Here is a 25879-nt window from a genome sequence, read left to right as displayed (position 1 = left end):
TTCACTTGCTCTTGAAGTCGGCGGGGACCGGCTGGCCCGGCTCGAACCGCTGGTGCACCTTCTGCCAGGCGCCGTCCGCGATGACCTTCTTGATCCCGTCGTTCAGCTTGGCCAGCAGCTCGTTGTTGCCCTTGCGCACCGCGAACCCGTGCGGAATGGTCGTGGTGATCACCTTCGTGACCTTCAGCCCGGGATTCTTCTTCGCGTAGTCCTCGGCGGAGACCTGGTCGAACACCGCCGCGGCGATTCCGCCGCTGGTGAGCGCGCTGACCACGGCCGCGTCGTTCGGGAAGCGCACCGCCTGCGCGGCGGCCGCGTTCGCCGCGAGCCAGGTGTCCGACACGGTGCCCTGCACCACGCCGACCCGCTTGCCCGACAACGAGTTCTCGTCGCTCACCCCGGCCTCGGGCTTGGCCTCGATGCCCAGCGACTGGTAGTTGTACGGATTGCTGAACGCCACCGTCTTCTTGCGCTCGTCGGTCTGCGCGATGCCCCCGCTGCCGACGTCGAACGAACCACTCGCGACCTGGCCGAGCAGGGCGGAGAAGTCGCTGGACGCGAACTCCAGCTTGAGCCCCTCCTTGTCCGCGATCGCGCGGAGCAGCTCGTTGTCGAATCCGGTGTAGGTGCCGTTTTCCTGGTAGGCGTTGGGCCGGGAGTCGCTCAGCGTGCCGACCCGCAGCGTGTCGCTGTCCGCGCCGTCGCAGGCGGTGAGCCCGGCGACCAGCGCCGCCGCGACAGCGGTGACCATCAGCTTCTTCATGTCACTCCTAGGCTTCCGCGCTCTTCGACCGGACCAGACGGTGAATCTTATGCCAACTGCCGGGCTTATTCACGAGTTCTTCACCGGCAGACCCGAGCCTCCCTTGTCGAGTTCCTTCGCGATCGGCGCGGACCGGTAGAACTGCGCGTGCAGCCTGGCGGCGGTACCGTCCGCGATCGCCTTGGCCAGCCCGTCGTTGATCTTGTTTAGCAGGTCGGTGTTCGATTTGGCCACCGCGAACGCGGATGGGGTGTCCTTGTCCAGCACGGTGTAGCCGAATTCCAGTGGTACCGCCGGGTTCTGGTCGAAGTACTTCTGGCCGATGTCCTTCGGCACCACCCAGCCGTCCAGCCCGCCGCTGCGCAGCTGGGCGAACCCGGCGTTGTAGTCCGGGAACCGCACGACCTCGGCGCCGGCGAGCTTCGCCGCGAACTCGTCCTGCACCGAGCCCTGCACCACGCCCAGCCGCTTGCCCGCGAACGAACCCGGACCGCTCAGCGCGGCGCCCTTTTTCGTGACCACGGTGGTGTAGCTCGTGTCGTAGCCGTTCGAGAACGCCACGGTCTTCTTGCGCGCACCGGTCGCGGAGATCGTCGAGCTGCCGATGTCGAGCTGCCCGCCGGCCACCTTGCCCAGCAGCGTGGCGAACTCGGTGCCGACGAACTCGACCTGGAAGCCCTCGCGCTGGGCGATGTCCCTCAGCAGCTCGTTGTCATACCCGGTGAACCGGCCATCCTGGAGGAAGATGCTCGGCGGGGCGTCGGCGAGGGTGCCGACCCGCAGGGTCTGCCCGGCGTCGCCGGACGAACCACAGGCGGCGAGCCCGGCGGTGGCGGTCACGACGAGTACGAGGGTGCTGAGGAGCTTTCTCATGGGCTTCTTCCTGGTCCGCACGGCAAGAAGTGCCAGGCCGCGGGTGCGACCTGGCACTTGCAGGGTTTCGGCGTCCGAGGTTAAGGATTTCGCTCGTCGGGGTAAGCCCGTCTCAGCCGGTGGACGTGGTGCGGATGATCACAGGATCGGCTGCGGGGTGTAGGCCGCGGCGTCCGGGAACCGCTTGAGCACGTCCGCCACCCGGCGGGCGACCTCCTCCACCTGCCGCGGGGCGACGCCGGTGAACGAGATCCGGTCGGCGAGCAGATCGTCGAGCTCAGCACGGTCGAGCGGGAGCCGTTCGTCGGCGGCGAGCCGGTCGAGCAGGTCGTTCTCCGCGCCGCGCTCGCGCATCGCCAGCGCGACGCCGACCGCGTTCTCCTTGATCGCCTCGTGCGCGGTCTCCCGGCCGACGCCGCGGCGTACCGAGGCCATCAGCACCTTCGTCGTGGCCAGGAACGGGAGATAGCGATCAAGCTCACGCTCCACCACGGCCGGGAAGGCGCCGAATTCGCCCAGCACCGTGAGGAAGGTCTCCAGCAGCCCGTCGAGAGCGAAGAACGCGTCCGGCAGCGCGACCCGGCGTACCACCGAATCCGAGACGTCGCCCTCGTTCCACTGGTCGCCGGCCAGCTCGCCGATCATCGACAGGTAGCCGCGCAGCACCACGGCGAGCCCGTTCACGCGCTCACAGGAGCGGGTGTTCATCTTGTGCGGCATGGCCGACGAGCCGACCTGGCCGGGTTTGAAGCCCTCCGTGACCAGCTCGTGCCCGGCCATCAGCCGGATCGTCTTGGCCAGGCTGGACGGCGCGGCGGCCAGCTGGACCACAGTGGACAGTACGTCGAAGTCGAGCGAGCGCGGATAGACCTGGCCGACACTGACGAAGTGGTTGGCGAATCCGAGATGCTCGGCGATCCGGGTCTCCAGCCGCGCCAGCGCGGACTCGTCCCCGAGCAGGTCGAGCATGTCCTGCGCGGTGCCGACCGGCCCCTTGATCCCGCGCAGCGGGTAACGGCCGATCAGCTCGTCGAGCCGGGCGAAGGCGACCAGCAACTCGTCCGCCGCCGTGGCGAACCGCTTGCCCAGCGTCGTGGCCTGCGCGGCGACGTTGTGCGAACGCCCCGCCATCACCAGGTCGGAATGCTCCACCCCGAGCGCGGCCAGCCGCGCCAGCACCGCGGCGACGCGGCCGCGGATCAGCTCCAGGGAACGCAACTGCTGCAACTGCTCGACGTTCTCGGTGAGGTCGCGCGAGGTCATGCCCTTGTGCACGTGCTCGTGCCCGGCGAGCGCGTTGAACTCCTCGATGCGAGCCTTCACGTCGTGCCGGGTCACGCGCTCCCGGGCGGCGATGGAGTCGAGATCGACCTGCTCGACGACCCCCTCGTAGTCGGCGAGCACCCCGTCGGGCACCTCGACCCCCAGCTCACTCTGCGCACGCAGCACAGCGAGCCACAACTGGCGCTCCAGCACCACTTTGCGCTCCGGGGACCACAACCGCACCAGCTCGGGCGAGGCGTACCGGGCGGCGAGCACGTTGGGAATACGAGGCTTGTCCGTCACGGGACCACGATACCTGCGCAGGTCAGGGCGGTTGGGTGGGACCGTGGCTACCCAGCTGTGAAGGGGCCCTTCACGGACTCTGAGTCCGTGAAGGGCCCCTTCACAGCCGTTCTGCCGGGTGCAGCGGTCGCGCGATCACGAAGCCTCACCATTCAGCCAATCCCCCATCCGCCAACCGCCACACCGGCGACCGCCACTCGTGCCCGGCTTCATCGGCCCGCCGGACGGCCCCCTCGTCGATCTCGACGCCGAGCCCGGGGGCGAGCGGGCGGGCCGCGTACCCGTCGGTGAACCGGAACAGCGCGGAGTCGGCCAGATAAGCCACCGGCTCGCGGCCATCGTGGTAGTGCATACCGAAACTCTGTTCCTGGATCAGGAAATTCGGCGTCGCGAACGCGACCTGCAAGGCGGCGGCGAGTGAGATCGGGCCGAGTGGGCAGTGTGGGGCGAGGTGCGCGCCGTAGATCTCCGCGAGTGAGGCGATCCGCCGCAGTTCGGAGATGCCGCCGGCGTGTGACGGGTCCGGCTGGACCACGGCGACCCCGGCGTCCAGTACCGGTTTGAACTCCCAGCGCGAGTAGAGCCGTTCCCCGGTCGCGATCGGGACGGTGGAGGTCTCGACCACGGACGCGAGCGCCGTCGCGGGCAGTTCGGGCAGGATTGGTTCCTCGACGAACATCGGCTGGACTTCTTCGAGCATCTTCAGCAGCCGCCGCGCCATGGCCGGGGAGACGCGGCCGTGGAAGTCGATCGCCAGGTCGCGGTCCGGGCCGAGGGCCTCGCGCGCCTGCCGGGCGCGGGCGAGGGCGGCGTTCGCCTCGGCGGGTGAGGCGATCGGGGCCAGCGGGCCGGCGACGTTCATCTTCACCGCCGTAAACCCGGCGGCGACCTGCGCGGACACCGCGTCGAAAATGCCGGACGGACGATCGCCGCCGACCCAGGAGTACACCCGCACCCGATCGCGGACCGGGCCGCCGAGCAGCTCGTGCACCGGCACGCCGCGCGCCTTCCCGGCGATGTCCCACAGCGCATGGTCGATCCCGGCCAGCGCGCTGGAGAGCACCGGCCCACCCCGGTAGAACCCGCCTCGGCGCAGCACCTGCCAGTGCTCCTCGATCCGCAGCGGATCCTTGCCGACGACCAGCTCGGCCAGCTCGTGCACGGCCGCGCGGACCGTACCCGCCCGGCCCTCGACCACGGGCTCACCCCAGCCGCAGCTGCCTTCATCCGTGCTGACCTTGAGAAACAGCCAGCGCGGAGCGACCAGGAACGTCTCGATCCCGGTGATCTTCATCCGGATGCCACCTCCTCGGAGACTCTCCTCCCGGGCCGGCCTGGCCCGCGAATAAATACTAAATTAGTATTTCAACTGCCCGGCTGGCAACCATGCCACAGTGGCGTCGCGAGGAGGTGCGTCGATGGGATACCGGTGGCAGATCACCCACGAGGCAATGCGGCAGGGGGTCGTCGGCATCGTGCGGACCGCGGATGCGGTTTCCGCGGTCGCGGCCGCGCGCTCGGTGCTCGACGCCGGGCTCCGGTCGGTGGAAGTGCCGCTCACGAACCGGGGCGCGCTGGCCGCGATCGAGGAGCTGACCTCGGCGTATCCGGACGCGACGATCGGGGCGGGCACGGTGCTCGACGAATCGTCGGCGACGGCGGCGATCCGGGCCGGGGCGCGGTTTCTGGTGTCCCCGTCGCTGCACACCGAGGTTATCCGCACCGCACACCGGTACGGCGCCGCCGCGTTTCCCGGCACCGGCTCGGTCACCGAGATCGTGCGCGCGCTGGAAGAAGGCGCGGACGCGGTGAAGGTCTTCCCCGCCTCGGCGCTGGGGCCGCAGTGGGTGCAGGACCTACGCGCGGCCTTGCCGCAGGCTCCGCTCGTGCCGACGGGCGGAATCGAGCCCGCCGACGTACCGGAGTGGCTTGCCGCGGGCGCGGTCGCGTGCGGGATCGGATCGGCGCTGACCCGTGGCACGGCCGAGGAAATCCGGGCACGGGTCGTTGCGTTGGTGCAGCGATGAGCGTGCTGCTGGTCGGCTGCTACACCGCGGAAAGCGGCGGCAACGGCGCCGGAATCTCAGTCCTGCGAAGGACTTCCTCCGGCGAGCTGGTGCATGAGTCGACCCTGCCGATGACTTCACCGTCCTGGCTGGCCGAACATCCTGCGTTGCCCATGGTGTACGCCGCCAACGAGACCGAAACCGGTGCGGTCACGTCGATTTCACTCAACGGCGGGGAGCTGACCGCACTCGACGTGGAGGGCACCGGTGGGGCGGATCCGTGCCATCTCGCCGTATCTCCGGACGGCCGATTTCTGTTCTGCGCCAACTACACCAGCGGCAGCCTCGCAGTGTTCGCGCTACGCGACGACGGCCGGATCGCCGGCCGCACCGATCTCGTGCAGCACAGCGGCTCCGGCCCCGATGCGGACCGGCAGGAATCCGCACACGTCCACATGGCCGTGCCGTCGCCGGACGGTTCCGTGGTCAGCGCGGTGGATCTGGGTACCGACGAGATCCGCAGCTACGCAGTCTCCGCGGCAGGGAGGCTTTCGCCGCGGTCGGTGTCGAAGCTGCCGCCGGGCACTGGGCCACGCCAGCTCGTCCGCATCCCGGGCAGCGCGGAAGCCTACGTCGCCGGCGAGCTTTCCGGTGAGCTGCTGACAGTGCGCGAAACCGCCGTCGGTGAGTTCGAGTTCGTCACGAGGACACCGGCCACGGGCGGCAGATCTTTGGTGGCACACCTGGAAGTTCTGGACTCCGGCACCTACCTGTCCAACCGCGGACCGGACTGCATCACGGCGTTCAAGGGCGGGCGGGCAAGCGCGGACCAGCCGTGCGGTGCGCATCCGCGACACTTCGCCGTCGTCGGCGGAATCTGTTACGTCGCCGCGCAACAGGACGATATGATCACGTCGTTCCCGTTGGCGGACTTGGGAAATGCCGAGGTCCGCCGGTTCGGCACCGGGTCGCCGAGTTTCCTCCTGCCCTGCCGGGGAGAACTGCGTTGAACGAACACCGCCCGCGCGGCCTGCACGGCCAGACCGTGGAAACGCTGGCCGCCCGCATCCTGTCCGGCGCATGGGGCGAAGGCACCGTGCTCGACCTCCCCGCCCTGCGGGAGGAGCTGGACATCAGCCTGACCGCGCTCCGTGAAGCACTGAAAGTGCTGGCAGCAAAGGGAATGATCGACGCACGCCAGAAGCGCGGGACGTTCGTTCAGCCGCGAGATCGCTGGAACCTGCTCGACGCCGACGTGATGCGCTGGCAAACCGCGGCCAGCGGGAACCCGGCCCTGTTCGACGAGCTGACCGAGGCACGCACCGTGGTGGAACCCTCGGCGGCACGGCTCGCGGCAGAACGCGCCGGAGACGAGGACCTCGCGGCGCTGCGAAGCGCGCTCGACCGGATGGCCGCCGCGAAGTCCGATCCGGACGCCAGCGTCGAGGCCGATCTGTCTTTCCACCGAGCACTGATGGCCGCTACCCACAACAACTTCCTGCGCCAGGTCGAGCGCGTGCTCGCGATCGGGCTCACCGAACGAGACCGGATCGTGCACCACGCCCCGACCACCGGCGACCCGGTACCGAGCCACCGCAAGGTGCTGGACGCCATCGTCGCCCGCGATCCGGACGCCGCGGAATCAGCGATGTTGGCGCTGGTGACGAAATCCCACGAAGATCTCAACCAAGCCCGCGGCCGGAAACCGTAGAACCAGCCTCAGTCCTCGGACAGCGCGGCGGTCAGCATACGGGCCGCGGACACGCGGGGCTCCGGGTCGACCGCGATCAACGCGTTCACCACCGCGCCGTCGACCAGCGCGACCAGTCTTTCCAGCGCTACCTCGGTCACCGGGGTGCCCGAGCGGGCGAAGATCTCCGTCAACAGCTCGTTCAGCTGCGCGGACAAGGTACGCATGAGCGGGCGCAGATACGGCCGCCGCCCGGTGGCCACGAGCCGTTCGTAGCGCAGCAGCACGGCTTCCGCGTCCGTCTCCGGGTCGCCGCTGGACGGGCCGAGCAGCAGGTCCAGCACCAGCTCCACGGTGGCCTGCACCCCACGGTGCCGGGTGGCCAGCTCGTCCAGCCGGCGACGGCCGTTGGCCAGCTCGGCCTGCGAATGATGCTCGACCGCGGCGGTGACCAGGTCCTCCAGCGAATCGAAGTAGTACGTGGTGGAGGCGAGCGGCAACCCGGCCCGCTCGGCGACCGCACGGTGCCGCACGGCGTCGAATCCGCCCTCGACCAGCAGTCCGGCCGCAGATTCGACGAGTGCCGCACGGCGGCGCTCGCCCTTCGGGGTGGTCGCTGCCGTCATGGCCGCACATTCTGCCAGCCCAGCGGGCCGGCCGAGGTCAGAACCGCGCAGCCAGCCCGGCGACGAGCCGGTCCAGCTCGGCCGCGAACGGCGGCGGCTGCCCGCTCGTCCCCGGCACACTGACCAGCACCACAGTCCCGCCCCCGGCGGCCGCGTGCTGCACCGTACGCGATCCGGCGGGCTGGGCGGGCACTACGACCGGCCGGCCCGAGGGGAACACCGCGGCCGAGATCGCGCCGTCCGGAAGTGGGAACCCGGCGCCGCGCGAATCCGTCGTACAGGCGCTACCCGGGGAGGCATTGGCAGGGATCAAGTGGCCTGGGAGCTCGCCAGCGAGGGCTGTGGCGAGCTCCCAGTCCACCCGTGCGCACCCGTGGGTGCCTTCGGCCACAGGGCCGGTCTTCCCGTTCCCGCTGTCTCCCTGCCGAGACTGCGGAGACGGGAAGTTCTGGTTACCCCCGGTACCGAAAGGACGTGCGGCCGGACCACTGGGTTGCGCCGGTCCGTCGGCTGAATTCATGACCGGGGACGAACCGGATGTATCACCCACACTGCCGACGATTCCCCAGGTGCCGAAACCCGCGGCCACGAGCACCGCAGCGGCACCCACGGCGATCCGGTTGCGCCGGCGGAGCGTCTCGCGCTGCGAACGCCGGACCACGTCCGCCAGGTCGAAACCGGCCGGCGGGATCTCGCCGGGAGCGCCGGAGAGCAGCTTCTCCAGGTCGTGCTCATCCATTCGGCTCCACCTCCCGGTCCAGCACCTGCCGCAGGTTCGCCAGCCCACGCGCCGTCTGGCTCTTCACGTTGCCCTCGCTGCAGCCGAGCGCCTTCGCCGCGGCGCTCACGTCGAGCCCGTCGAAATACCGCAGCACCAGCACCGCCCGCTGCTTGCGCGGCACCTCCTTCAGCGCGGCGAGCAGGTCTTCCCGGTTCGCCACGCGCTCGGCCACGCCGGGGCCGTCGGAGACCGGTTCCGGCAGCACCTCGGTCTGCCGCTCCCGCCGCCACGGCCGGCGCGATTCGTCGATCACCGCGCGGACCAGCGTCTTGCGCAGGTACGCATCGGTGGCCGCCCGGTCCCTGATCTTCTTCCACCTCCGGTGCAGCGCGACGAACGCGGTCTGGGCGAGGTCGTCGGCCTTGTGCCAATCACCGCAGAGCAGGTACGCGGTCCGGCGGACAGCCTCCCGCTTCGCGGCGAAGTACTCCGCGAACTCCTGTTCGTCGCGCTGGTCCACGCGCTCTGCAGCTCCACTCGTGACAGGTCCGCCTGGAAGACGGAACCGGGGGCATACACGGTTGCACGATCAACCGGGTTCGTTCCACCCGAGTGCATTGAATCCCGCTCCGGAGTTGTGCTGTGATCGGTTCGTGACCAGTACTGCCCGGCCGATCGACTTCCGCTCCGACACCGTCACCCGTCCGGACCAGGCGATGCGCCAGGCGATGGCGGAGGCCGAAGTCGACGACAACGTCATCGGCACCGATCCGACCGTCGCCGAGCTGGAACGGCGTGCCGCGCAGGTGCTCGGCATGCCGGCCGCGCTGTGGACGCCGAGCGGGACCATGGCGAACCTGATCGCGCTGAGCCTGCACCTCCAGCGCGGTGACCGGTTCCTCGCCACCCGCGGTGCGCACGTGCTCGCCAACGAACTCGGTTCGGCCGCCTGGCTGGCCGGTGGGATGCCGGATCCGCTCGAACACGACGCAGGCCCCGGCCGTCCCACCCCGGACACGCTGGCCGCCGCGATCGGCAGCACCGGGCCGTATTTCACGCTTCGCACCACGCTGCTGTGCCTGGAGAACACGCACAACGCCGCTGGTGGCGCGGTCACGCCGCCGGACGAACACGCGCAACTACTGTCCGTCGCGAAACAGGCCGGGCTCGCCGTGCACCTGGACGGCGCCCGGATCTGGCACGCGGCAGTGGCGCTGCAGGTGCCTCCCGCGGCGCTGACCGTCGGCGTCGACACCGTGTCGGCGTGTTTCAGCAAGGGGCTCGGGGCGCCGGTCGGTTCCGTGGTCGCGGGCAGCAAGGACTTCGTCGAACGTGCCCGCCGGATGCGGCAGATGCTCGGCGGCGGCGTGCGGCAAGGCGGTGTGCTCGCCGCGGCCTGCCTGGTCGCGCTGGACCGGACCGGCGAGCTGGCCGCGACACACGAGTTCGCCCGGCGGCTCGCCACCGGGCTCGCCGAACACGGCTGGGGCGTGAACACGCCGGAGACCAACATCGTGCTCGCCGAGGTACCGGATCTGCCCACCGCGTTGGGCTGGCTGGAGTCGCTCGGCATCCGCACCGTGCCGATGGCGGGCAAGGTGCGGTTCACCACGCACCGCGACCTTTCCGCCACGGATATCGACGAAACGCTGCGCCGTCTCAAGACCGGCGCCTGACCCCCGGGGAAGTCACGTGTCCCACTGGATCGTGTTCGACTACGGCGAAGTGCTGTGCACTCGCACTACGGCTGTACCGAAACTGGCCGCTGTGACCGGCGTGCCGGCCGAGGACTTCGAGCCGGTGTACTGGGAGCTGCGCGAACCCTACGACCGGGGATCGACCGACCTCGCCTACTGGACCGCGATCGGGGAGCGCCTCGGCGTGCAGGTGGACGAGGCGCTCTCGGCCGAACTCACCGCGCTGGACGTGGCGGGCTGGTCACACCTGACCACGGAGGCGCTCGACCTGCTCGAATCGCTGGCCGAGGCCGGTGCGTCGCTTGCCTTGCTGTCCAACGCCTCGGTCACCTTCGGTGCCTGGGTGCGCGAGCAGGAGTGGGCGAAGCTGTTCCGCCACACGATGTTCTCCGGCGACGTGCGATGCGCGAAGCCGGACGCGGAGATCTACCGGCTGCTGCTGGCGCAGCTCGGCGCCGAACCCGGCGAGTGCCTGTTCTTCGACGACCGAGCGTCCAATGTGGACGGAGCGCGAGCGGTCGGCCTGCGCGCGCATGTATGGAACGGCGCCGAGGCCGCCCGCGCCGCGCTGGGCTGATCCCATGGCTGTGAAGGGGTCCTGCACGGACTCAGAGTCCGTGCAGGGCCCCTTCACAGCTTTCACCTCATGTCAGCCATTGATCCGCTTGGAATTCTTCCGGCCGGAGATCGCGCCGTAGGCGGCGGTGCCCAGGAACACCGCACCGCCGATGATCGCGATCCACAGCACCGTTTTGAACACGAACCCGAGGATCCCGCCGAGCACCATGAAGGCGATCCACGCGACGATGAGTCCTCCGACGATCTTCCAGAACATGGCCCCTCCGAGTGCCGTTCCGTGCCATCTCGGCCCGGTGCCCTCCAGCGTGCCACTTCACCGCCGGAAACGCGCCTTTCCGAGTCAACGTTCAGGGGTTTCTCCGGGTTCCCCTGACGGTGTTCACCCCAGCCAGGTGCCCAGCCGGCGCACCGCCTCGTCGATGTCTTCCGCTGCTCCGGCGAAGGAAAACCGCACGAACCGGCCACCGTCGACCGGGTCGAAGTCGATCCCGGGGATGATTGCGACCCCGGTGTCCGCGAGCAGCCGCTGGCACCAGCTCAAGCTGTCCGTTGTGTACGCAGAGACGTCCGCGTACGCGTAGAAGGCGCCGTCGGCCGGGGCGAGCTTGTCGAGCCCGATGCTGCGAAGCCCGGCGAACAGCCGGTCGCGGTTGCCGCGGTAGCGCGCGACGTGCGCGTCAGCCTCCGCATAGGACTCAGGGGTGAACGCCGCGACGGCCGCATGCTGCGAGAGCGCCGGTGGGCAGATGGTGAAGTTGCCGGTCAGCACGTCGATCGAGCGGTGCAGCCGGGCCGGCGCCAGCATCCACCCGAGCCGCCAGCCGGTCATCGCGAAGTACTTCGAGAACGAGCCGAGCACGAGGGCTTCCCGGCTGTACTGCCAGGCACAGTCGAGCTGCGCGCCGTAGGTGATGCCGTGGTAGATCTCGTCACTGATGAGCTGGACCCCGTGTGAAGCACACCACCCGGAGATCGCGGCCAGCTCGCCGGGCGGCAGCACGGTGCCGGTCGGGTTGGCCGGGCTGGCCACGATCAGCCCGTCGAGCGGGCCGAGCCGGTCGAGCAGCTCGACGGTGGGCTGGAAGTTCGTCTCCGCCGTGGTCGGGAACTCGACCACCTCACAGCCCAGCACGTTCAGCAGGTTGCGGTAGGCCGGGTAGCCCGGCCGCGCCATCGCGACCCGCGCACCGGGGTCGAACGCGCTCAGGAAGGACAGCAGGAACCCGCCGGACGAGCCGGTGGTCATCACGACGTCCTGCGCCGCCACGTCCACGTCGTAAGTGCGCCGGTAGTGCCCGGCGACGGCTTCGCGCAGCTCAGGGATGCCGAGCTGCTCGGTGTAGCCGAGGGTTTGCTTACCCAGCGCCTCGCTCGCAGCCCGCCGCACCGGCTCCGGCGCGGGCACGGACGGCTGCCCGGCAGCGAGCGACACGACGTCGCCGTGGCTGCGCTGCCGGGCCTGCGCTGCGGACAGCACGTCCATCACGTGGAAAGGAGGCACGCCCGCCCGCAGCGCGGGACCGCCGAAAGTACCAAGGTCGACCATGTCGCCAGGCTAAAGCCCGCACGTCCGGCGCCCAGGACCGGCCTCACTGGGGAAGGCGCCAGGGGCCCGGCAGAGTTGGTCGAGGCCCGTGATCAGCAGAGAGCCGTGGCTGCCGCGTCATCATCGACGGCACCTGCCATCTTCGTCGACCACGCCCGGCAACGGACGATGCGGCGGTGTTCGAGATGCGCGACCACCTCGCGCTGTGCGCCGGACCTGTCTCAGAGTCCGTGAAGGGGCCCTTCACAGACCTTCACGGACCTCCGCGGTCGGCGCAGGGTCCCTCACAGACTCCGCGCGTCCCAGGCCACCGGATCGGCCGGTTTGCGGAAATACCCCCGGAACCGCCGTATGAGTGCCGAGAACGGCCGGACGCCGTTCTCGGCACTCGATGACGGGTCAGTACCCCCGGTACGCGCCGCCGTGCGCCATCGCGGCGATCCCCGGCACGTTGCCCATCGAGCCGTACCGGTCGATCGAGTACCGGACCCCGGCGATGATGTTGTCCACCGGGTTGTAGATGTTGTCGTGCCCGGGAAGCTTGTGCGCGTTGAACGTGGAGTCGATGCACTGCATCAGGCCCTTGGACGGATGCCCGGCGGCCGCGTTCGAGTTCCCGGTGAGGTAGAAGTGCTCGCCCTCGCGTGCGGTCCAGGTGCCGAGTTCGGTGGTGACGCACCAGACGTCCCCGCGACCGGCCTCCTCCCGGCGGAGCGATCCACCGGAGACGACGGGGCGGTTCGCCCGCACCGATGCCTCCAGCTGCCAGGTATCCGTCTGGTCCACAAAGGACACTCGCGGCCGCGCGCCGGAAAGGTAGACCGCGAGCACGATGGCTTCGAGCACTTCACCCGGAGCCCGGTGGATCGTCACCTTCGGCGCCGGCCGGCCCGGCTCGTCGTACCAGGCGCCCTCCGCGTCGATCACGGCTTCGAGCCAGGCGGCCCGCTGCAGTGCCGACATCGCGAGTACCTGAGCGAACGCCTCCGACTTCGGATTTCCCGCCCGCCGCAGCAAATCCTGCGCGTAATCGTGGTCGAGACGGAACTGGTACCGCGGGCCGCCTTGATCGTCGAGATACTCGACATGCGGAACGTCGGCGAGCAGCTCCCGGATCTCGCCGGCCGCAGCCGATTTCGACTGTGCGATCGACATCGTCGGACGGTGTTGCCGGCTCTCGACGCGCCCGTCGCCGGCGATCCAGCCGAGGAGGGCGGCCTCCCGCACGGTCACGTCCAAACCTTCTCCGGTCTCCGCGGCCGCGGACAGCAGGAGCCGATCGCCATCGGCCACCTCGTCGGTGGTGACGAAGCGCCCTTCGGTCGCGTACGCGGTCCTAGCCGATTCGGGGTGCACAGCTACGCCCACCGCGGCCTGAGTTTCCGTACGCGGCTGCCCGGCTTGCGCGACACCAACCCGCGGAACCGTCAGCCAGCGGTGATTCGGCGTCGTGGTCGCCTGCCAGCGGCTGTTCGCGATCCGGACCAGCCGCGCGTTCTCGTGGTGCACAACCCGGGTGATCCGGGTCCACTCGCTACGGCCGGTCGCCGGGTTGTAGCCGATGGTTTCGTCGCCCACCAGGACATCGCCGTGCTTGAGCAGGCCACGCCGGGTCAGGATCGCCGTGTCGAGGGGAACGCAGTCCCAGTTGTTGATCGCGTTCGGGTTCCCGCCGGACTCGTGCTGGATGATCGCCCAGATGTTCTTGACATCTGCCTCGGTCACGTTGACCCCGGCGGCCTGCAGCTCCTTGATCGCCTCGTCGATCCACTGCTGCACGTTCCCCGGCGGCGGGGAGGAGGGCGGGCCGCCGCTCGGGCCGAGACCACCGCCACCGCCGCCCCCACCACCGCCGCTGTGGTGGCCACCGCCACCACCGCCGCCGTGACTGGTGTGCAGGCCGCCGGTGCTCTGCGGGATCGTGCCGTCCGAGCCGGGCAGCGGGACCTTCGAGTAGCCGCCCTCGATCTGGGTCTGCATCAGCTGCTGCGACGACTTGACCATGCCGTCGGCCTGTTCGAGCAGCGGATCGATGGTCTGCTGCGCCTTCGTGGCGTCCGCTTCGTTCGCCTTGTTCGCCGCGTCGATGATCGACTGCGACGTGGGGCTCGGCGCGGGACCGCTCTTGTCCGACTTCGCGTACGCCGCCTCGGCGTTCTGCGCGTTCTGCGCCTTCGCCGTCTCGGCCTTGATGCGAGCGTCGATCGACTTGTGCGCGTCGTCCAGCGCGCTGGTGACCTTGTTCTTCACGCCGCTGAGATCCTGCGACAGCTTGCTCAGATCATTGCCGACGTCGGCGAGGTGCCCCTGCACCTTGTCGCCGGCGGAAGTGATCTGCCGGACATAACCGACGAACGCGTCTGCCGCGTCGCCCTTCCAGACGCCGTCCGCGAGCGAATCCGTGGAGGACTTCATCGCCGCGCTGTGATCGCCTGCCTGCTGCGCGGCGTCTTTGAACTGCTGTGCGGCCTTCTCGATCGACTCCGGCTTGATGCCGTCGACCTTCTTCGCCTTGTCGACAATGCCCTGCCAAGCCGGCGGGAAGTCGATCAACCCCATCCCTGTCGCCCCTCACCCACGTAGTGCCTGTTCAGCGGTCTTCGTGCACGGTCAAATCGCGTTTGGCGACCTGGTCGGTCTCAGCCATCAGCCCGGCCGCCTTGCGGAGGATGAACCCGGTCGCCTCCATCAGCTTCCCGGCCGCGTCGAACTCGCTGTGCACGCCTTGCTTGAACTGGCCGACCGCGCCGTGCACGTCCTTCGAGCCACCCATCGTGCCGAACGGGCTGTCCGGCTCGTCGTCGACGCCGGTGAGTTGCTTTCGGGACTTCTCGAACTCATCCTTCAACTTCTCGATGTTCCGGGCCGCGATGGCCATGGAATCCGCATCGTAGACAGGCACCCGTTCGCCATCCCTTTCGCGACTCTCGCTTCCGAACGGTTCGGACGCACCGGTGATCAGGCCGGTTCCCTGCACACTGTAAGACGTCGAACGCGCGCCGTGTGCAATTCTGCCCGACTTCCACCGGAGGCAGGTACTCACCGCCCCGGAATCACGCCCGGAATCAGAGCCCGGCCTGCAGCTCGCGCACCCGATCGAGGAGTACCGCGTTGTCGGCCGGGCTGACCGTGGCCCAGCCGCGGCCGTCCGGGTCGTCGGTGAGCTGGAAGAGGTACCGGCCGGAATCGGTGTCGTAGAAGGCGGCCACCCGGGGAGAACGGCGGACGGTGCCGTCGCGCAGGACGCGTTCCGCGCAGAACTGGCCGCGGGCCTCCTGGCCGAGCAGCATGCCGGCCAGCTCCTGCGCGTGCCACAGCTCCAGTCCACGGTCTTCCAGCGCGGTGACCAGTGCTTTCGGTTCGCCCTGCGCGGCCGCGTCGGCGGCGACCAAGATGTCGTGCGGAACCGAGATGGACTGGCCGACACCGGGACCGAGCTCACCGGCGACCGGGACGGCGGCCTCGGCGAGCGAGCCCTCGTCCGCCGGGATCAGCCACACCTCGTCGCGGTCGACCACGCCGAGTACGGCCTGGCTGCCGCGACTCACCGCGCGGCCGTGGATCTCCCGCTCGGCCCACACCCACACGTCCACCGCGAACTGCGGCCGCGCGAGCAGGTGCAACTGGTCGAGCAGGGCGCTGTTCGGACGGCCGGCGCGGGCGAGCCGCCGCTGCGCCAGCGACTCCCAGGCCGACTCGACCAGCGACCGGCGTTGTGAATGCGTGGTACCGGGCGAACGCACCCCCAGCGCGGGCGGGCGGGCGCCGAGATCAAGCGATTCCCACAGCACGTCGAATTCGAGCGTGGACAGCACCAGGTTCACAGGCGGCGCTCTTCCCCGGCGCCCCCGCCGAGCACATCGCGGCTGACCATCCGGCTGTCGGTGAACAGGTCCCGGTCGTCGACGCCGAAGCGGCGCACGGGCTCGGCGTCCGCCTCGGCCTGGGTCGCCGCCGGGGAGAGGAACTTCGCGTCGCCGCCGCCCGTTCGGGGGCTGATCTGCTCGGCCTTGCGCAGCGCGACCGCTTCTTCCTCGGGGAGTTCCTCCACCGGCAACGGCTGTGCCAGGCCTTTCGTCGGCGGACCACCGAACCCGCGGCCCTGCCGTTCGCGGTCCCCGGCCAGCGCGCCACCGGCGACTCCAGCGCCGATCGCCGCGGCGCCCGCACCGATGTCGCCGGCCGAAGCATCGCTCTGTGGCGGAGCGGGCGGAGCGCTGCCAGTGCTGGGCGGGTCCGGCGGCTGCGGGACGCTGCCGACCAGATGACCGGGGTTCAGCCGGTGGTCGTGCGCACTGCCGAGACCACCGCCGGCGGCACCACCGCCTCCTGCGGCACCACCACCGCCGCTTGCCGCGCCGCCGACCGCGCCATTGTCACCGACCGCGCCACCGTCACCTGCGGCGCCACTGTCACCGGCCGCGCCGCCACCATTGGCTACAGCTCCATCGCGACCTGCCGCACCACCGCCGTCTGCCGCACCACCGCCGCGATGGCCGAGCCCGCCATCCGGCCCGGTACCGCCCCGCGGCGGCTCCGGGTGGTTGCCACCGGGCCTGCTGCCCTCCGCAACCCCGGAACCGCCCGGGGAGCCGTGGCTGCCGACCGGTCCTCGCGACACCGGCGAGCCGCCGTGTCCCGGCGAACCGCCCGGCACTCCCGAACCGCCCGGCACCGCCGCGCGACCCGGCACCCGTGTGCCGCCGGGATTCCCTGCCACACGAGGGTTTCCGGGACTGACCGGCACTTCCGGAGCGCACCGGCCGGCGCGGGCCTGCGGTGCCGCCGAGCCATGTCCGGCCAACGCTTCCTGAATCGGCGATGGCCGTGACGGAGGCGGGGACGGCTTGACGTACGAAGCCGGGGTGACCCGGCTGGGCCGCGGCGCGGGAGTGGCAACGCCGTCCGTGGCCACCGGCGGGTCGGCCACCGGCCTGCTGACCTGCTGTACCGAAGGTGGCTCGACGTGCTGCGAACGCATCGACGCGGACGCCGGCTTCACCCCGCCGTCCGGCGTCACCTCGACCGCCGTGCCGGCGCGGTCCACCACGCCCGGCCCGTCCGGCGCGATCATGGACAGCGCCTGCGGCTTGCTCAATTCCTTATTGGACAACAGGATCTCGCCGCTCTGCTGGGCGTAGGCGTTCAACGCCTCAAGGGCCTGGGCTCGCGCGTTCTCCGCGGCCTCGACCTCCGCGGCGTGATCGGTCTCGAAGCCGATCAGGCTGAGCACCGAGTCACCGAGGGTGAGCCCGCCCGCCCCCTTGCGCACGGTCGCCGGGTTCGGCAGCTTGTATTTGGTGTGACTGAACAATTCCCCTTGGGCGAACAGCATTTCCGCGGTGTGCGCGACCTTGGTCGTGGCATCCTGGGAGAACCCGGCCTGCGCGGTGAGTACCTGCCCGGCCTGCCCCCCGGCCGCGCTCTGCCATTCGACGCCGAGCCTCGCAAGCTGCTCGCGCAACGTGCCGTCGGTTTCCGCGAGCGCGGCCGAGACCGCTTTCAGCGCTTCGACCGCGGTGCCGATGCTGTCGATTCCGTCGCCGGTGGCGAACTTCTCGATCTCCTCGGAGATGGCGGTGTCGGTCCAGCCGTCGAAGCGGTGGTCGCGGATCCTGCCGGCGAGTTCCGAGATCTCCACGCGCGCTCCCTTAGCTCCGTACCTTGAGGTCCTGGACCGCCAGTCCGGCGGCCTTGCTGGCGAGTTCACACAGCTGTGGCCGGCTGAAACCGCCGGCGGTGATGGCGAAAGCCTGCGAAGCGAGCGTCTGTCCCTTCGCGACGCCGACGAGCACTTCGCAGTCCGAGGGGGTGCCGGACGCGCGGTAGTTCGCGAGCGCCGGATAGCCCTCCACACTCGTGGGCGTGGTGGTCATGCTGTTCTTGCGCCGCGCGCCGATGAGCCACTCCTGCAGATCCGCGCCGACCACCCGCAGATGGAACGCATGGAACGGCTCGGTCTGGTTCGCGTCGAGCACGCACGTGGGGCCGTCCGGCGGATCCGCGGCCTTTCGCGGCACGCTGGTCACCTTCAGCGCGTCGAACTGCGCTTGCCCGAGCAACTCACACGGATCAGTGCCGGCGATCGGCAACTCGGCCGGACGCGGCGGCAGCTGCGAAGCCATCGCCTGCTGTGAAGCCGAACTCACCGAGGCCTGCGCCGGATACGCCGTGCCCTCGTCACCGGATGAGCATCCGGCGACACCGAGGACTGCGACGACGGCGGCCAAGGGCTTAATGGATGCCGTGCGCACCGCGGTCCCCGAAAGCCGCGGCCTTGTCCGCTTCGCTGGCTTCGTAGGTCTTCGCCGCTTCGCGCAACTGCGCGACGAGACGGTGGAGGTTGGCGACGTATTCGCGTACCTGCGCGACGTAGGACTGGTCGCCTTCGGCCACGAGCACGTTCCAGGCGCCGATCGCGTTGATGCTCACGGTGTCCGCCGAAGGCGTGTCGATGCGCAGCTCGCCCAGGCGCGTGAGCAGCTTGTCTTCAAGCGCAGTGACCTGCTCTTCCACCACGCGGGCGACGTCGAGCAGCTTCTTGGGCTGCACGACCAGGTCCGCGACCCCCGGCACGGCCGGGACCGAGGACGCCAGGCCGGACGGCGGAGTGCTTCCTGGCATGCGCTACCCCTCACGTGATACGGACAGTGACCGCGGCGACTCGCTTCGAGGCTACCAACGGACGCGTGAATCCGAGGCGAGTTTCGCCCGGCCCTTTCAGGCCGGGGCGGCGACCTCGCCGTTCGCAGCACGCAGCGCGATGTCAGTGCGGTGATGCGAGCCGGCCAGGTGTACGCGCTCGACTGTCTCGTACGCGTGCTTACGCGCGGACTTGAGCGTCTTGCCGGTGCCCACCACGGAGAGCACACGCCCACCAGAGGACACGACCGCGCCGTCTTCGCGACGCCGCGTACCCGCGTGCAGCACGCCTTCGATCTCGCCACCGGTGATCACGTCACCGGTGCGCGGCTTGCCCGGATAACCGTCGGCTGCGATCACCACGGTGACCGCGGCGCCGCCCGACCACTCCAGCGGCGGAAGCTCGGCCAGCCGCCCGGTCGCGGTGGCCTTCAGCACCTCGGCCAGCGACGTACGCAGCAGGGCGAGCACAACCTGCGTCTCCGGGTCCCCGAAGCGGCAGTTGAACTCGATCACCTGCGGGCCGTCCGACGTGAGCGCAAGCCCGGCGTACAGCAGGCCGGAGAACGAGCAGCCCCGCGCGTCAAGTTCGTCGACCACCGGCTGCACGATGCGCGCGACGACGTCGTTGACGAGGTCCTCGGACACCCACGGCAGCGGCGCGTACGCACCCATCCCGCCGGTGTTCGGGCCGGTACCACCGTCGCCGACCCGCTTGAAGTCCTGCGCGGGCAGCATCGGCACCACGGTGCGGCCGTCCACGAAGCAGAACAGCGAAGCCTCCGGTCCGTCCAAAAAGGACTCCAGCAGCACCGGGTGGCCGCCGTCGAGCAGCATCAGCGCGTGCTTGCGGGCCACCTCGATGTCCTCGGTCACCACCACGCCCTTGCCGGCGGCGAGCCCGTCGTCCTTCACCACCCAGGTGGGCCCGAAGCGCTGAAGCGCCGCGTCGAGCCGCGCGGGCGTGTCGACGACCTCGCTGCGGGCCGTGGGCACCCCTGCGGCGGACATCACGTCCTTCGCGAACGCCTTCGAGCCCTCGATCCGCGCGGCGGCGGCACTCGGCCCGAAGCAGGCGATGCCCGCTTCGCGCACCGCGTCCGCGACGCCCGCGACGAGCGGCACCTCGGGACCGATCACGACGAGGTCGGCCCGCCACTCCTTGGCCAGCGCAGCGACCGCTGCCGGATCGGCAGGCTCGACTCCGAGTTGCTCGGCGACCGCCGCGGTACCGGCGTTACCGGGCGCGCAGGCGAGCGCCGTCACTCCAGCATCACCGGACACCGCAAGGGCGATTGCATGCTCACGGGCGCCGGACCCGATTACCAGTACGCGCACGCCGGACAGCGTAACGGTGCGTGCACCGGCCGGGCCTATCGCCGTCCGGTCCAGGGGTCACCCGGATAATCGGGCAAGGGGTCACCGAGCGGAGTTGCGGCTGGTCAGACAGGTGATGTCGGACGCGGGCCGGGCACGGCGATCGCCCCGGCGGCGGCAAACCCGGCGTACAGGACACCCAACCCTCGTCGAGCCAGGCCGTAACCGTCCACCTGACCTGCCCGGTCACCTCCGGGTGCCGGCAAAGTCGGTGTGGAGGGCCCTGCGCAGCTGCGGAGGGCTGTGAAGGGCCCCTTCACGGACTCTGAGTCCGTGCGGGGCACCCTCACGGACCCGAAACCGGTCGGGCAGCCACGGCTCTGTCTGCTGATCACGGGCCCTCGGCCAACTTTGCGGGGGCCCTGCTGCGGAGGTCTGTGAAGGGGCCCTTCACGGACCCGAAACCGGTCCGGCGCACGCCACGAGGTGGTCGCACACACCTCCGCATCACCCGCTGCCTGGTCCCCGACCAACTGTGCCGGAGCCCTGCGGTCACCCCCGGTGCCCGAGCTGCCCGAAAACGGAATCCATGCATCGTTTACCCGGTCGTCAGCCCCTCGTCCGGGCGGGTCGATCCGGCGGACGCTTGCGGCGGTGAGGGTGGCGCGGTACTCGTGGCCCCGGTCGCAACTCCCCGGGCACCCGGTAGAGAGAGGTCTCCCATGAAACGCACACGTCTCGGCATGCTCGCCCTGTCCGGTCTGGCCCTGCTCGGCGTCGCGGGCCTCACCGTCGGCCCGGCCGCGGCCGTCGAGCAGACCGCCCCGGATGCGGTGGCGCACGGCCGCGGGCACGATGACCCGGTGATCGTCGGCCACCGGGGCGCCCCCGGCTACCGCCCGGAGCACACCCTCGCCTCCTACGAGCTGGCCTGGCGGATGGGCGTGGACTTCGTCGACGTCGACCTGGTGCCGACCAAGGACGGGCAGCTGGTGGCCCGGCACGAGCCGGAGATCGGCGGCACCACCGACGTCGCGGACCACCCGGAGTTCGCCGCGCGCAAGACCACCAAGGTCATCGACGGCACGAAGATGACCGGCTGGTTCACCGAGGACTTCACCCTCGCCGAGCTGAAGACGCTCTTCGCCAAGGAGCGGATCCCGCAGAACCGCCCGAACAACCAGCTCTACAACGGCCGGTTCCGGATCGCCACCTACCAGGAGGTGCTCGACGACGCCCGGCGGCTCGGCCGGGAGCTGCACCGCACGCTCGGCACCTACCCGGAGGTCAAGCACTCCACCTACTTCTCCTCGATCGGCAACCCGACCGAGCCGAAGCTGGTGGATCTGCTCAACCGCAACGGGCTGAACCGGCCGAACGCGCCGGTGGCCATCCAGTCGTTCGAGGTGTCGAACCTGCAGGCCCTGCACCGCGAGGTGAAGGTTCCGCTGCTGCAGCTGAGCAGCGCGACCGGGGCGCCGGCGGACTGGGTGGCCAAGGGCGACAAGCGCACGTACGCCGACCTCGTCTCGCCTGCCGGGCTGCGTGAGGTCGCGAAGTACGCGGCCTACCTCGGACCGGAGAAGGCGCAGATCATCCCGCTGGACTCGAAGGGTAATCTCGGCACGCCCACTTCACTGATTTCCGACGCACACCGGGTGGGGCTGAAGGTTCAGCCGTACACGTTCCGCAACGAAAACCCGTTCCTGCCCGCGAATCTGCGTTCCTCGGACAGCCCGGCCGCATTCGGGAACGTGTTCGCCGAGGAGGCCGCGTTCTTCCAGGCCGGGGTGGACGGATTCTTCGCCGACCAGCCGGACACCGCGCTGGAATCGCTGCACGACTTCCTCGGTCGCTGATTTCTGTCGGTCCCCTTCGCTAACCTTCTCGAATGGATCTTGGGGAGGGGATCGACGGGCTGGCCGCGCGTACCGGGTTCACCGGCGCGCTGCTGGTCCGGCGAGGCACGGAAACGGTGCTCGGCCGCGCATACGGCTGGGCGCATCGGGGCTACCAGGTCCCGAACACCGTCGATACGCGGTTCGGGATTGCCAGTGGTACCAAGGGGTTCACCGCGCTCGTGGTGGTGAGCCTGATCGTCGACGGGCTGCTCGCACTGACCACCCGGGTGCGCGAGCTGCTCGGCCCGGACCTGCCGTTGATCGCGGACGCGGTGACGGTGGAACAGCTGCTGGCGCACCGGTCCGGGATCGGCGAATACTTCGGCGAGGACGCGCAGCCGCCGCCGCGGCCGCAGGAATTCACGTCCGCGGCGGCGTACCTGCCCGCACTGGACGGGCAGCCGCAACGATTCCGGCCCGGCGCGCGGTTCGCATACAACAACGGCGGCTACGCGGTCCTGGCGATCCTCGCCGAGCGGGCGGCCGGGCTGCCGTTCGCGGAACTCGTGCGGACGCGGGTCACCGAGCCGGCCGGCATGCCGGACACCGCGTTCCTCCGTTCGGACGAGCTGCCCGCGCGCACCGCCACCGGGTACCTGGAAGACGGGCGTACCAACGTGTTCAGCCTGCCGGTGGTGGGCAGCGGCGATGGCGGCTGCTACTCGACGGCGCCGGATTTCGCGGCGTTCTGGCCCGCGTTGCAGGCCGGCCGGATCGTGCCGCGCGAGTGGGTGGCGCGGATGACCGCGGTGCACAGCCCGGAGACCGGCACCCGGGAGAAGTTGCGGTACGGGCTCGGTTTCTGGCTGCCCGCGCGCGGGGACACGGTCCTGCTGGAGGGATACGACTACGGCGTCTCGTTTCGCAGTGTGTGGCAGCCGGGGCGGGAGCTGAGCACGACGGTGCTGTCGAACACCGCGGAGGGGGCGTGGCCGGTCGTACGCCATCTGGCGGAGGAGGTGCTGCCCGGATCTTGACACCGGTGAACGGGGCGGGCTAGCTTCGGCGATTCAAAGGTCTGTCCGCATACCTTTCAGGTGGGTGCCCGATGGATGTCCCCGGCTCGCAGACCGCCTCCGAACCCGGCCATCGCGACGAGGACAGTGCCCGCCTGCACGCGCTCGGTTATGCGCAGGAACTCAAGCGCACCATGTCGGCGTTCTCGAACTTCGCCGTCTCCTTCACCATCATCTCGATCCTGTCCGGTTGCCTGACCCTCTACGGCTTCGGCATGAAGACCGGCGGGCCCGCGGTGATGATCTGGGGCTGGCCGCTGGTCGGGTTGTTCGTGGTGCTCGTCGGGCTCGGGATGGCGGAGGTGTGTTCGAGCTACCCGACCGCGGGCGGGCTCTACTACTGGGCGGCGAAGCTGGCCACCCGCAACGGACCGGCGTGGTCGTGGTTCACCGGCTGGTTCAACCTGATCGGGCAGATCGCGGTCACCGCGGGCATCGACTTCGGCGCGGCGTTGTTCCTGAACGCGTTCCTCGATCTGCAGTGGGGATTCAGTGCCACGCCAGGGCATACGATTCTGCTGCTGGCGATCATCCTGGTCGTGCACGGCGTGCTGAACACCTTCGGTGTCCGGGTGGTCGCGGTGCTCAACAGCGTCAGCGTGTGGTGGCACCTGCTCGGTGTGCTCGTGATCGTGGGCGTGCTGGTGATCGTGCCGGCGCACCACCAGGACGCGTCGTTCGTGTTCGGCAGCTTCGTGAACCAGACCGGCTGGGGCTCGATGGCGTACGTGTTCGCGCTCGGGCTGTTGCTGGCGCAATACACGCTCACCGGGTACGACGCGTCGGCGCACATGACCGAGGAGACGAAGAACGCGTCGAAGGCCGGGCCACGCGGGATCATCACGTCGATCCTGGTCTCCCTGGTCGCCGGATGGGTGCTGCTGATCGGCCTGACCTTCGCCATCCAGGACTACGACGGCGCGGTCAACTCGGCCACCGGGGTGCCGCCGGCGCAGATCTTCATCGACGCGACCGGCGCGGTGACCGGCAAGTTCCTGCTGCTGATCTGCATTGGCGCGCAGTTGTTCTGCGGGATGGCTTCGGTGACCGCCAACTCTCGGATGATCTACGCCTTCGCCCGCGACGGCGCGATCCCCGGTTCCTCGTTCTGGCACCGCATCAACAAACGCACCCAAACCCCGACCAACGCCGTATGGCTGGCCGCCGGTGGCGCGCTGATTCTGGCGCTGCCTTATCTCTGGAGCCAAACGGCGTACGCCGCAGTCACTTCCATCGCGACCGTTGGCCTGTACGTGGCGTACGTGATCCCGGTGTTCCTTCGCGTTCGGCGCGGTGACAGCTTCGAGAAGGGGCCGTGGAACCTGGGTCGCTGGGGCAAGCCGATTGGCGTCGTCGCCACCGCGTGGGTCGTGGTGATCTTCGTACTCTTCATGCTGCCGCAATCCTCACCGATCACCGTCGACACGTTCAACTACACGCCCATCGCGTTCTTGGTCGTGCTCGGCGGCGCTGCGCTGTGGTGGGCACTGTCCGCGCGCAAGTGGTTCACCGGCCCGAAGGTGCAAGGCTCCGCAGCCGAACTGGCCGCCGTCGAACAGGAGCTGAAGGGCCTCGGCTGACGCGCCCCGTCCAGACTTGGAAACGGAAGCTAGGCGAACTCGTGCCGCACGATCGTCTGCTCGCGACCGGGGCCCACGCCGATCGCCGAGACCCGGGCGCCGGAGAGTTCCTCCAGGCGCTCGACGTACGCGCGGGCGTTCGCGGGCAGCTCGGCGAAGGTGCGGCACGAGGAGATGTCCTCGAACCAGCCGGGCAACTCCTCGTAGATCGGCACGGCGTGGTGCACGTCGGTCTGGGTCATCGGCATGTCCGAGGTGCGGAAGCCGTCCACTTCGTAGCCGACGCACACCGGGACCCGCTCCAGGCCGGACAGGACGTCCAGCTTGGTGAGGAAGTAGTCGGTGATGCCGTTGACCCGGACCGCGTAGCGGGCGATCACCGCGTCGAACCAGCCGGTGCGCCGCGAGCGGCCGGTGGTCACGCCGACCTCGCCGCCCTGCTTGCGCAGGTACTCGCCGGACTCGTCGAGCAACTCGGTCGGGAACGGGCCGGAGCCGACCCGCGTCGTGTACGCCTTGAGGATGCCCAGCACGGTGGTGATCCGGCCGGGGCCGATGCCCGAGCCGGCGCTGGCGCCGCCGGAGGTCGGGTTGGACGAGGTCACGAACGGATAGGTGCCGTGGTCCACGTCTAGCAGGGTGCCCTGCGAGCCCTCCAGCAGCACCGTCTCGCCGCGCTCCAGCGCCTGGTTGAGCTGCAGCCGGGTGTCCGCGATGCGGTGCGCGAACCGCTCACCCGCGGTGAGCACCTCGTCGGCCACCTGATCGGCTTCGAGCGCCTTGCGGTTGTAGACCTTGACCAGCACCTGGTTCTTGAACTCCAGCGCCGCTTCCACCTTCTGCCGGAAGATCTTCTCGTCCAGCAGATCCTGCACGCGCACGCCGACCCGGGCGATCTTGTCCTGGTAGCACGGCCCGATCCCGCGGCCGGTGGTGCCGATCTTGCGGCTGCCGAGGTAGCGCTCGGTGACTTTGTCGATCTCCACGTGGTACGGCATGATCAAATGCGCGTCCGCGGAGATCAGCAGGGCGCTGGTGTCGACGTCGCGCGCCTCCAGGCCGGCCAGCTCGTCGAGCAGCACCCCGGGGTCGACCACCACGCCGTTGCCGATCACGTTGCGCACGCCCGGCGTCAGGATCCCGGACGGGATGAGGTGCAGCGCGAAGTTCTCGCCGTTCGGCAGCACCACGGTGTGACCCGCGTTGTTCCCGCCCTGATAGCGGACGACCCACTGGACGCGGTCGCCGAGCAGGTCGGTCGCCTTGCCCTTGCCCTCGTCCCCCCACTGGGCCCCGATCAGCACGATCGCCGGCATGTGACACTCCAGATGTTCGGCAAACAGGAAAACGCGTCCC

The 25879-nt window shown here is 69.7% G+C and carries 24 protein-coding genes and 2 pseudogenes; 8 read left to right on the top strand and 18 right to left on the bottom strand.

Translation table 11 applies throughout. The features are described from left to right. Position 1: 1 nt before the first annotated feature. The 4 genes from ATK36_RS18060 to dgoD all read right to left on the bottom strand — a co-directional run bounded on the left by ATK36_RS18060 (position 2) and on the right by dgoD (position 4496). Complete coding sequence (locus ATK36_RS18060; protein WP_098512627.1) at positions 2-763, bottom strand: ABC transporter substrate-binding protein; 762 nt, start codon at positions 761-763, stop codon at positions 2-4. A 69-nt stretch (positions 764-832) separates the two neighbouring features. Continuing rightward, positions 833-1636 carry a substrate-binding periplasmic protein gene (locus ATK36_RS18055; protein WP_098512626.1) on the bottom strand — a complete coding sequence of 268 codons (804 nt, stop codon included), beginning with the start codon at positions 1634-1636 and terminating at the stop codon, positions 833-835. Positions 1637-1774: 138 nt separating this feature from the next. Beyond that, entirely contained in the window at positions 1775-3202 is a 1428-nt protein-coding gene (gene purB, locus ATK36_RS18050; RefSeq protein WP_098512625.1) for an adenylosuccinate lyase, read from the bottom strand. Positions 3203-3347: 145 nt separating this feature from the next. Beyond that, on the bottom strand, positions 3348-4496 hold the full coding sequence (gene dgoD, locus ATK36_RS18045; protein ID WP_098512624.1) for a galactonate dehydratase: 1149 nt from the start codon (positions 4494-4496) through the stop codon (positions 3348-3350). Positions 4497-4620: 124 nt separating this feature from the next. Between dgoD and ATK36_RS18040 the strand changes: the two genes are divergently transcribed. The 3 genes from ATK36_RS18040 to ATK36_RS18030 are packed head-to-tail and all read left to right on the top strand — an operon-like array spanning position 4621 to position 6919. Next, positions 4621-5229, top strand: a complete 609-nt coding sequence (locus ATK36_RS18040; RefSeq protein ID WP_098512623.1) for a bifunctional 4-hydroxy-2-oxoglutarate aldolase/2-dehydro-3-deoxy-phosphogluconate aldolase — start codon at positions 4621-4623, stop codon at positions 5227-5229. Further along, the gene (locus tag ATK36_RS18035; protein WP_098512622.1) at positions 5226-6218 is read left to right on the top strand and encodes a lactonase family protein; all 993 of its coding nucleotides are present in this window, start codon (positions 5226-5228) and stop codon (positions 6216-6218) included. The genes ATK36_RS18040 and ATK36_RS18035 overlap by 4 nt, the downstream gene beginning before the upstream one ends. After that, positions 6215-6919, top strand: a complete 705-nt coding sequence (locus tag ATK36_RS18030; RefSeq protein WP_098512621.1) for a FadR/GntR family transcriptional regulator — start codon at positions 6215-6217, stop codon at positions 6917-6919. The genes ATK36_RS18035 and ATK36_RS18030 overlap by 4 nt, the downstream gene beginning before the upstream one ends. A gap of 8 nt (positions 6920-6927) precedes the next feature. On the opposite strand, the gene ATK36_RS18025 is transcribed toward ATK36_RS18030, so the two are convergent. The 3 genes from ATK36_RS18025 to ATK36_RS18015 are packed head-to-tail and all read right to left on the bottom strand — an operon-like array spanning position 6928 to position 8765. Further along, positions 6928-7524: a TetR/AcrR family transcriptional regulator gene (locus ATK36_RS18025; protein WP_098512620.1), complete on the bottom strand. Its 597-nt coding sequence runs from the start codon at positions 7522-7524 to the stop codon at positions 6928-6930. A gap of 37 nt (positions 7525-7561) precedes the next feature. Next, positions 7562-8263, bottom strand: coding sequence for a hypothetical protein (locus ATK36_RS18020; RefSeq protein WP_098512619.1), 702 nt, complete (start codon positions 8261-8263; stop codon positions 7562-7564). After that, positions 8256-8765: a SigE family RNA polymerase sigma factor gene (locus ATK36_RS18015; RefSeq protein WP_098512618.1), complete on the bottom strand. Its 510-nt coding sequence runs from the start codon at positions 8763-8765 to the stop codon at positions 8256-8258. The genes ATK36_RS18020 and ATK36_RS18015 overlap by 8 nt, the downstream gene beginning before the upstream one ends. Before the next feature lie 133 nt (positions 8766-8898). On the opposite strand from ATK36_RS18015, the gene ATK36_RS18010 reads away from it, so the two are divergent. Both ATK36_RS18010 and ATK36_RS18005 read left to right on the top strand, forming a co-directional pair. Next, complete coding sequence (locus ATK36_RS18010; RefSeq protein ID WP_098512617.1) at positions 8899-9921, top strand: threonine aldolase family protein; 1023 nt, start codon at positions 8899-8901, stop codon at positions 9919-9921. Positions 9922-9937: 16 nt separating this feature from the next. After that, positions 9938-10519, top strand: coding sequence for an HAD family hydrolase (locus ATK36_RS18005; RefSeq protein WP_098512616.1), 582 nt, complete (start codon positions 9938-9940; stop codon positions 10517-10519). Positions 10520-10591: 72 nt separating this feature from the next. On the opposite strand, the gene ATK36_RS18000 is transcribed toward ATK36_RS18005, so the two are convergent. From ATK36_RS18000 to purD, 10 genes and pseudogenes are all read right to left on the bottom strand, one after another. Next, the gene (locus ATK36_RS18000; protein ID WP_098512615.1) at positions 10592-10777 is read right to left on the bottom strand and encodes a hypothetical protein; all 186 of its coding nucleotides are present in this window, start codon (positions 10775-10777) and stop codon (positions 10592-10594) included. A 123-nt stretch (positions 10778-10900) separates the two neighbouring features. Beyond that, positions 10901-12067 (bottom strand): pyridoxal phosphate-dependent aminotransferase, encoded by a 1167-nt coding sequence (locus tag ATK36_RS17995; RefSeq protein WP_098512614.1) that lies wholly within the window; start codon positions 12065-12067, stop codon positions 10901-10903. A gap of 399 nt (positions 12068-12466) precedes the next feature. Then, positions 12467-12682, bottom strand: a pseudogene (locus tag ATK36_RS31555) (transglycosylase SLT domain-containing protein); the annotation flags it as partial. Positions 12683-14335: 1653 nt separating this feature from the next. After that, positions 14336-14626 (bottom strand): annotated as a pseudogene (locus ATK36_RS33625) (WXG100 family type VII secretion target); the annotation flags it as partial. A gap of 31 nt (positions 14627-14657) precedes the next feature. After that, the gene (locus ATK36_RS17980; RefSeq protein ID WP_098514968.1) at positions 14658-14969 is read right to left on the bottom strand and encodes a hypothetical protein; all 312 of its coding nucleotides are present in this window, start codon (positions 14967-14969) and stop codon (positions 14658-14660) included. Between the two features lie 163 nt (positions 14970-15132). After that, a complete protein-coding gene (locus tag ATK36_RS17975) occupies positions 15133-15891 on the bottom strand; it encodes an ESX secretion-associated protein EspG (RefSeq protein ID WP_098512613.1) in 759 nt (252 codons plus the stop codon). After that, positions 15888-17708: a hypothetical protein gene (locus ATK36_RS17970; protein ID WP_098512612.1), complete on the bottom strand. Its 1821-nt coding sequence runs from the start codon at positions 17706-17708 to the stop codon at positions 15888-15890. Before ATK36_RS17970 ends, ATK36_RS17975 begins: the two co-directional genes overlap by 4 nt. A 10-nt stretch (positions 17709-17718) precedes the next feature. Continuing rightward, positions 17719-18297, bottom strand: a complete 579-nt coding sequence (locus ATK36_RS17965) for a DUF3558 domain-containing protein (RefSeq protein WP_342752033.1) — start codon at positions 18295-18297, stop codon at positions 17719-17721. A 4-nt stretch (positions 18298-18301) separates the two neighbouring features. Further along, on the bottom strand, positions 18302-18691 hold the full coding sequence (locus tag ATK36_RS17960; protein WP_098512610.1) for a PE domain-containing protein: 390 nt from the start codon (positions 18689-18691) through the stop codon (positions 18302-18304). A 96-nt stretch (positions 18692-18787) separates the two neighbouring features. Further along, on the bottom strand, positions 18788-20047 hold the full coding sequence (gene purD, locus ATK36_RS17955; protein WP_098512609.1) for a phosphoribosylamine--glycine ligase: 1260 nt from the start codon (positions 20045-20047) through the stop codon (positions 18788-18790). Between the two features lie 701 nt (positions 20048-20748). Between purD and ATK36_RS17950 the strand changes: the two genes are divergently transcribed. From ATK36_RS17950 to ATK36_RS17940, 3 genes are all read left to right on the top strand, one after another. Then, positions 20749-21885, top strand: a complete 1137-nt coding sequence (locus tag ATK36_RS17950; RefSeq protein ID WP_098512608.1) for a glycerophosphodiester phosphodiesterase — start codon at positions 20749-20751, stop codon at positions 21883-21885. A gap of 32 nt (positions 21886-21917) precedes the next feature. Continuing rightward, positions 21918-22904, top strand: a complete 987-nt coding sequence (locus ATK36_RS17945; protein ID WP_098512607.1) for a serine hydrolase domain-containing protein — start codon at positions 21918-21920, stop codon at positions 22902-22904. Between the two features lie 71 nt (positions 22905-22975). Then, the gene (locus ATK36_RS17940) at positions 22976-24523 is read left to right on the top strand and encodes an amino acid permease (protein WP_098512606.1); all 1548 of its coding nucleotides are present in this window, start codon (positions 22976-22978) and stop codon (positions 24521-24523) included. A 29-nt stretch (positions 24524-24552) separates the two neighbouring features. Here ATK36_RS17940 and ATK36_RS17935 read toward each other — a convergent pair whose 3' ends face one another. Beyond that, a complete protein-coding gene (locus ATK36_RS17935; protein ID WP_098512605.1) occupies positions 24553-25839 on the bottom strand; it encodes an adenylosuccinate synthase in 1287 nt (428 codons plus the stop codon). Positions 25840-25879: the final 40 nt, after the last annotated feature.

The sequence above is a fragment of the Amycolatopsis sulphurea genome (assembly GCF_002564045.1).
GTDB lineage: Bacteria > Actinomycetota > Actinomycetes > Mycobacteriales > Pseudonocardiaceae > Amycolatopsis > Amycolatopsis sulphurea.
Note: the sequence above shows the minus strand (reverse complement) of the source record. Positions and strands in the feature narration are given on the sequence as shown.